The 6014-nt window shown below is 34.0% G+C and carries 7 protein-coding genes; 2 read left to right on the top strand and 5 right to left on the bottom strand.

All coding sequences use genetic code 11. The annotated features are described in order from the left end of the window. The 3 genes from KNQ97_RS19040 to KNQ97_RS19030 all read right to left on the bottom strand — a co-directional run. Positions 1-213, bottom strand: a 213-nt coding sequence (locus tag KNQ97_RS19040; protein WP_253612589.1) for an NAD(P)-binding protein, incomplete at its 3' end; no start/stop codon positions are given. Positions 214-450: 237 nt separating this feature from the next. Next, positions 451-1290: a DMT family transporter gene (locus KNQ97_RS19035; protein ID WP_158315915.1), complete on the bottom strand. Its 840-nt coding sequence runs from the start codon at positions 1288-1290 to the stop codon at positions 451-453. 26 nt (positions 1291-1316) lie between these two features. After that, complete coding sequence (locus tag KNQ97_RS19030; RefSeq protein WP_253612628.1) at positions 1317-2006, bottom strand: dienelactone hydrolase family protein; 690 nt, start codon at positions 2004-2006, stop codon at positions 1317-1319. A 132-nt stretch (positions 2007-2138) separates the two neighbouring features. Between KNQ97_RS19030 and KNQ97_RS19025 the strand changes: the two genes are divergently transcribed. Beyond that, the gene (locus KNQ97_RS19025) at positions 2139-3170 is read left to right on the top strand and encodes a LacI family DNA-binding transcriptional regulator (RefSeq protein ID WP_024432738.1); all 1032 of its coding nucleotides are present in this window, start codon (positions 2139-2141) and stop codon (positions 3168-3170) included. A 28-nt stretch (positions 3171-3198) separates the two neighbouring features. Here KNQ97_RS19025 and KNQ97_RS19020 read toward each other — a convergent pair whose 3' ends face one another. Both KNQ97_RS19020 and KNQ97_RS19015 read right to left on the bottom strand, forming a co-directional pair. Next, positions 3199-3864 (bottom strand): LrgB family protein, encoded by a 666-nt coding sequence (locus KNQ97_RS19020; RefSeq protein WP_253612627.1) that lies wholly within the window; start codon positions 3862-3864, stop codon positions 3199-3201. Between the two features lies 1 nt (position 3865). Continuing rightward, complete coding sequence (locus KNQ97_RS19015; protein ID WP_253612626.1) at positions 3866-4225, bottom strand: hypothetical protein; 360 nt, start codon at positions 4223-4225, stop codon at positions 3866-3868. Positions 4226-4521: 296 nt separating this feature from the next. Here KNQ97_RS19015 and hisD point away from each other — a divergent pair, with 296 nt between their 5' ends. Further along, complete coding sequence (hisD, locus tag KNQ97_RS19010; protein WP_253612625.1) at positions 4522-5829, top strand: histidinol dehydrogenase; 1308 nt, start codon at positions 4522-4524, stop codon at positions 5827-5829. The last annotated feature ends 185 nt before the right edge of the window (positions 5830-6014 follow it).

Genomic DNA, 6014 nt, shown 5'->3' with positions numbered 1-6014 from the left:
GTACCAGTTGAAACGGTCATCTGTAAGAGGGAAACCCAAGGCAGCTGGCATGCGAATATATAAACTATCGTCAACCGGACCTGCTTCAAGGAGCAGGACATTGACATCTTTATCTTCAGCTAAACGTGCAGCGATAACGCTTCCTGCTGATCCTGAACCAACCACAACATAGTCATATGCTGATTGTACTGTTCTTCCGTATATGTCGCGCATAATACAAGCGTCCTCAGTTGTGTGTGAACTAAACATATGCAATGTAAACGTTTACATTTTATGTTTTAAAAAAAACTGATCGATTGATTCAGCTTAATCTTAAGTAAACATTGCAATTGTTATGCCACTTTAAGCAAAAGGAAAAATGCTAATTTCCTAAATCTTTTGCTCACCGTAATAAATTCCATTTAGTTACTGTTGCACCACAACAGAACTTCTTCTAACTAAAATGTAGCATTATTGTTCCTTTTTGTGCAAGCGAATATTTAGACCTGAGCAGAAGATGATGAAAATACCTAAAAAAGTTGTTAAGTCTGGAATTGTTCCAAAAAATATAAATCCTAAAAGTGTTGCAAAAAGAATTTGCATATAGCTGTAAGGTGCTAATTTTACAGGTGATTCAAGAACGTATGCTTTATTAAATAAGGTATGTGCGAACGTACCAAATACACCTACTAAAAGAAAAAATATGAGGTCATTAGGAGCGATTTTTTCCCAAAAGAAAGGTAGTACCAAGGAGGTTAAAAAAAATGCATAGAATCCAAGATAATAGTTAGATATAAGGCTGCTTTCATACATACTAGTTATTTTTGTAAGCACTTGATAAAAAGCAAAAAATAGAGCAGCACACATTGGGAAGATAATTTCTATTTTAAAAATATCTCCCCCAGGTCTAGCAATGATAAGTATTCCGAAAAAACCAATCATAATCTTTATTAAATCATCCTGAATAACCTTCTCTTTTAGAATAAAAAAAGAGAAAATCAAAACGAAGATTGGCGCTAAAAAATTGATTGCTGTAGCTTCAGATAATGGGATGTACTTTAATCCAGTAATAAAGCTTAAGCCAATCAAAGACATTAACAAGGCTCTTAAAAAGTGAATGCGCTTAAACCTAGAAAGTTTTTTAATTTTGATACTATGAAAAGTTGCAAATAAAAAATGAAAAAGATACCTAAACCATAAAATTAAAATGATTGAATAATTTTGGTTCAACTTTTTACCTAAAAGGTCATGAAAGGCTAAACATAAAACACCGATTACAACAAAAAATACTGCCTTTACTGACTTTGACATGTCAGAGAGAATTCTCATAAATTCCTCTAACTTAAATGTTGGATAAAGAAGTTACTACTACGTTCAAATGCTAGACGTGCCTGTGCAGCAGAGAAATTTGGACGGTAAGGGCAGTTGAATCCATGACCAGCAAGTGGATAGCGATATATCTTAAATTTATTATTTTTAAGGCTAAGCAGCTCAAGTTCTTGAATTTCATGAAGTGTAATCAGATGATCATTATCCGCTACATGAAAAAGAGTAGGGCAGTTAATTAATTCTATTTGCTTGAGGTACTCTCTTACCTTGCTACCGTAATAACTGACAATCGCAGCAATTTTTTTATGATGTAAAAGATAAGTTAATGTACCTCCCATACAAAAACCTAATACACCTAACTTATAGTTTTTATCTGATTTAAAAATAAAATCAATAACTTGGTTTAAATCTTCGGCAGTTAAATTGAAATCTAAATTTGCATATAGTTTTCTAGCAATTTTTGTACTTTCCTCATCATAATCAAGACATACATTTTGTTGCTGTCTCCAATAAATATCTGGAATAAAGACCTCATAGCCTAATACAAGATACTGTTCTGCCACTTCATAGATGTGTTTATTTAATCCCCAAATTTCAGGTAATAAAAGAATACCGCTTTGAGTTTTACCTAAAGACAAGCGCTTAAAAGTTAGACATTTATTTTGTTCATAAATTACCTCAAATTCAGAAATATTCATGAAAAAGCCTCAATTATTGTAAACGTTTACATTTTATATGTATTAAGGCTTAAAAATAAACAGATAAATATGGCTACTTTGTTATAATTGCAGTAATTCTTATTGTACGATTTTATCTTAGTCGGTTTTATTATGGGTCAAAATAATAATGTTATGGAAAAGTTGAACTCAGTAAGTGTAATTGATGTTGCTAAAGCAGCTAACGTTTCTATTGCAACAGTTTCACGTAGTTTTAATAAACCAGAAATGGTAAAACCTGAAGTTCGAGAAAAAATCTTAGAAATTGCTGCTAATATGGGATATACCGCAAATTCTGCAGCAAAATCATTAAGATCAAAAAAGACTAAAGTGATTGGTGCAATTATTCCAACCTTAGATCACTCGATTTATGCAACCATGATTAATGCTTTTCAAAAGAAGCTATCTGAGCAAGGTTATGTTGTATACATCTTAACTTGTGGTTTTGATGCAAGTGATATCTTTGATAAGGTCACATTACTTTTGGAAAGAGGAGCAGAGGCTTTACTCATCGTAGGAGAGATTCTTGATAAAAATTTAGAAAAGTATTTATTAAAATTTAAAATACCTACAATTTGTACTTATTCATATCATCATGATTCTAAATTTCCATTTATTGGATTTGATAATTACGCTTCAACAACCACTATTGTAGAATACCTTTATTCTTTAGGTCATAAAGAAATAGCAATGATCTGTGGGCCTTTAAAAGGCAATGATCGACAAATTGCTCGAGTAGAATCTTTTAAAAATTTTATGACATCTAAGCAAGCTGAGCATTCAGTTTGGGAGTGTAAAAATCAATATAATATTGCGAGTGGAAAAGAAATACTTAAGGAAATAGTCATATCTAATCCGAATGTCAGTGCCATCATCTGTAATAGTGATGTAATTGCTTTTGGTGTTCTTGCTGGAGCAAAAGAACTTGGTATAAAAATACCTGAACAATTAAATGTTATTGGTTACGATAATTTAGAATTTGCAGAATACCTAACTCCTCCTTTAACTACATTAAATATTCCAGCAGAGGAAATGGGCATTCTAAGCGCTAAAGCGGTATTGGATAATTTAAACAATCAACAGCCTTTAAAGTCATATTTGTTAAAAACCGAACTGATTGTTAGAGAGTCAACTAATCCAGATTAAACGAATGAAGTTAAGGTTATCACTCATTTTATATGAGTATTTTAATTGTGAGTGGTAACCAGATAGCTGTGAAAACCCCATTAATCGCCATTCCAAATGCAGCATAGCGTCCAGCAACAGGGCTTCTTTGCCATGCTTGAGCCGTGCCTATAGCATGTGCTGCTAAACCTAAAGCTAATCCTGCAGCTCTTTCATCATTAATATTTTTAAGTAGTAAGGGTGAAAATGCTGCTCCTATAACGCCTGAAAGAATTACAATTAAGGTAACAAGAGCAGGGGGAGCATGAATAATTTCTGCAATATTTAGAGCGATAGGTGTAGTGATGGCTCTAGTTGTAAAAGAAATAATCATGGATGTTGATAAGTGTAATAAGTAGGCAAGCCCTACTGGTAATCCAACAGCAAGAGTACTAGCACATAAAACTAAAGCTGATATTTTTGAAATTGGAAAATCTTCATACTTTATTGTTGCTAAAGGAATTGCAAGCGCAACGGTGACATACCCTAAAAGTCGATTAAATAGAGGGCTTACTGTCTCTATATAGTCATTATAAGAAACCTTACTTATTACAAGTAAAATTAAAATAATGAACATCGAGTAGACTATTATCGGAATTCTAGGAATATAAGAATAAATTAGCTTAGCCGTTAAATAGCCTAATACAGTAATTAAAAAATAAAATATAAACAACATGTTAAAGTACTCTTTTTGCAACGAATGCAAATAGTAACAATGGTAAAAGGGTGCTTACGACGAGAACACTCAAGAAAAGATATAAACTGTCCTCAAGATGAAAAAGCATGATTAAAGAGCCAACGCATACGGGTAAAAATGCAAAAACACTTTCTTTCATTATCAGTTGATTAGCAGTAATCAAGGAGGAGGGAATACCTTTAAATTTTCTGTATATAACAAGACTTATTAATAGTAAGAACAGTCCTGCAAGATTACTAAGTTCTGGATGCCCAAAATAGTTCATAAAAATTAAAGATAATTCACGGACTGAAACAACAATAATAGCCATTAGTGCAACGGATTTAAGAATAGTGTTCATAATTGAGAAAACCTTAAAGATAAGGAATTCTAATAAAAGAACCAATTAATGTAAACGTTTACATTAATTGGTTCTTTTATTTGCGTCTATTTGCGTCACTTTTCTTTTTCTTGAGAAATTGTAGGGAAATCATATTCAAGTGAAACTTTCTAGCATGAATATGGTGACTCAATTTAATTCATGGATAGAGTAGAGGAGTCGATTTGTACCTGCTATTTAAAGTGAAATTGAGTCTACTTCAAGAAAATATTTGATTGAAATCAATCAAATATTTAATCCTAATTCAAGGGTAGAGTATGGCTGAGTGGATTAAGAAAGCACAACCGACAGAACAGCGTGTTGCGCAGAATGATAAGTTAAAGGAAGACGTGTCACGAATTTTACTAGATATTGAGAATCGTGGTGATGTTGCTGTAAGAGAGCTATCGGTCAAATTTGATAAATGGGATCGTCAAGATTATCGACTTACTGATGCTGAAATCAAACAATGTATGGATCAATTAACTGAGCGTGAGTACGAAGATATTAAATTCGCACAAACTCAAGTTCGTCGTTTTGCTGATGCTCAACGTCAGTCAATGTTAAATGTTGAAATTGAAACAATACCTGGAGTTTTGCTTGGGCATAAGCATATTCCTGTAAATGCTGCTGGTTGCTATGTACCAGGTGGAAAATATCCATTACTTGCTTCAGCACATATGTCTATTTGTACAGCAAAGGCTGCTGGTGTTAACAACATTATTACTGCAGCTCCGCCATTTCAAGGTAAACCAGCTCCATATATTGTCGCTGCGCAGCATATGGCTGGCGCTGACGCAATTTATTCACTTGGTGGAATACAGGCCGTAGGCGCAATGGCGATAGGGACTGAAAGTATTCCTGCTGTAGATATTATTGTAGGGCCTGGTAATGCCTATGTTGCTGAAGCTAAACGTCAATTATTTGGTCGTGTTGGTATAGATCTTTTTGCTGGACCTACAGAAACATTATTAATTACTGATGATAGTGTTGACGCAGAAATGTGTGCAACAGATATCCTTGGTCAAGCCGAACATGGACCTGATTCACCAGCCGTCATGTTGACGACTTCTCGTGAGTTGGCATTAGAAACATTAAAAGAAATCGATCGCTTATTAGATTTACTTCCAACTGCAGTTTATGCCCGTACGGCTTGGGAAAACTTTGGTGAAATTATTCTTTGTGAATCAAATGAAGAAATGGCGAAACTATCAGATTTTTATGCTTCTGAACATGTCCAAATTATGACGCATGATGATGATTACTTTCTTAAAAATCTAACGAATTTTGGTGCCTTATTTGTAGGACCAAGAACTAATGTTTCTTATGGCGATAAGGTTATTGGTACTAACCATACTTTACCAACAAATAAAGCAGCTCGTTATACGGGAGGTCTATGGGTTGGTAAATACCTTAAAACTTGTACTTATCAACGTGTACTTACAGATGAAGCATCAGCTCAAATTGGGGAATATTGCTCACGCTTATGTCTAATGGAAGGCTTTGTTGCACATGCTGAGCAAGCGAATCTACGTGTTCGTCGTTATGGCAAGAAAGACGTTCCTTTTGGTCAAGCTGCAGTTTAAAACTGGGCTAAAAAAGTTTTGTGAAAAATAAAATTTTGAATAGTTTTGATTTTAATTTAAGGACGATTAAATTGTGAAGAAGAGATTAACGGGTAGTCAGATTGTTGCCCAAACCCTAAAGAATTATGGCGTTGAATATGTAGCCGGTATTCCTGGACACGGTATCTGGACCCAAACCGATGCTT

The organism is Acinetobacter sp. UC24323, from assembly GCF_024151445.1.
Classification (GTDB): Bacteria; Pseudomonadota; Gammaproteobacteria; order Pseudomonadales; family Moraxellaceae; genus Acinetobacter; species Acinetobacter baumannii.
This window is presented reverse-complemented; position numbering and strand designations above follow the sequence as displayed.

Coding starts and splice junctions, on each gene's coding strand:
- KNQ97_RS19030 (WP_253612628.1), bottom strand. CDS start 2,006: ATGAATATTTCTGAATTTGAGGTAATTTATGAACAAAATAAATGTCTA.
- KNQ97_RS19035 (WP_158315915.1), bottom strand. CDS start 1,290: ATGTCAAAGTCAGTAAAGGCAGTATTTTTTGTTGTAATCGGTGTTTTA.
- KNQ97_RS19025 (WP_024432738.1), top strand. CDS start 2,139: ATGGGTCAAAATAATAATGTTATGGAAAAGTTGAACTCAGTAAGTGTA.
- KNQ97_RS19015 (WP_253612626.1), bottom strand. CDS start 4,225: ATGAACACTATTCTTAAATCCGTTGCACTAATGGCTATTATTGTTGTT.
- hisD (WP_253612625.1), top strand. CDS start 4,522: ATGGCTGAGTGGATTAAGAAAGCACAACCGACAGAACAGCGTGTTGCG.
- KNQ97_RS19020 (WP_253612627.1), bottom strand. CDS start 3,864: ATGTTGTTTATATTTTATTTTTTAATTACTGTATTAGGCTATTTAACG.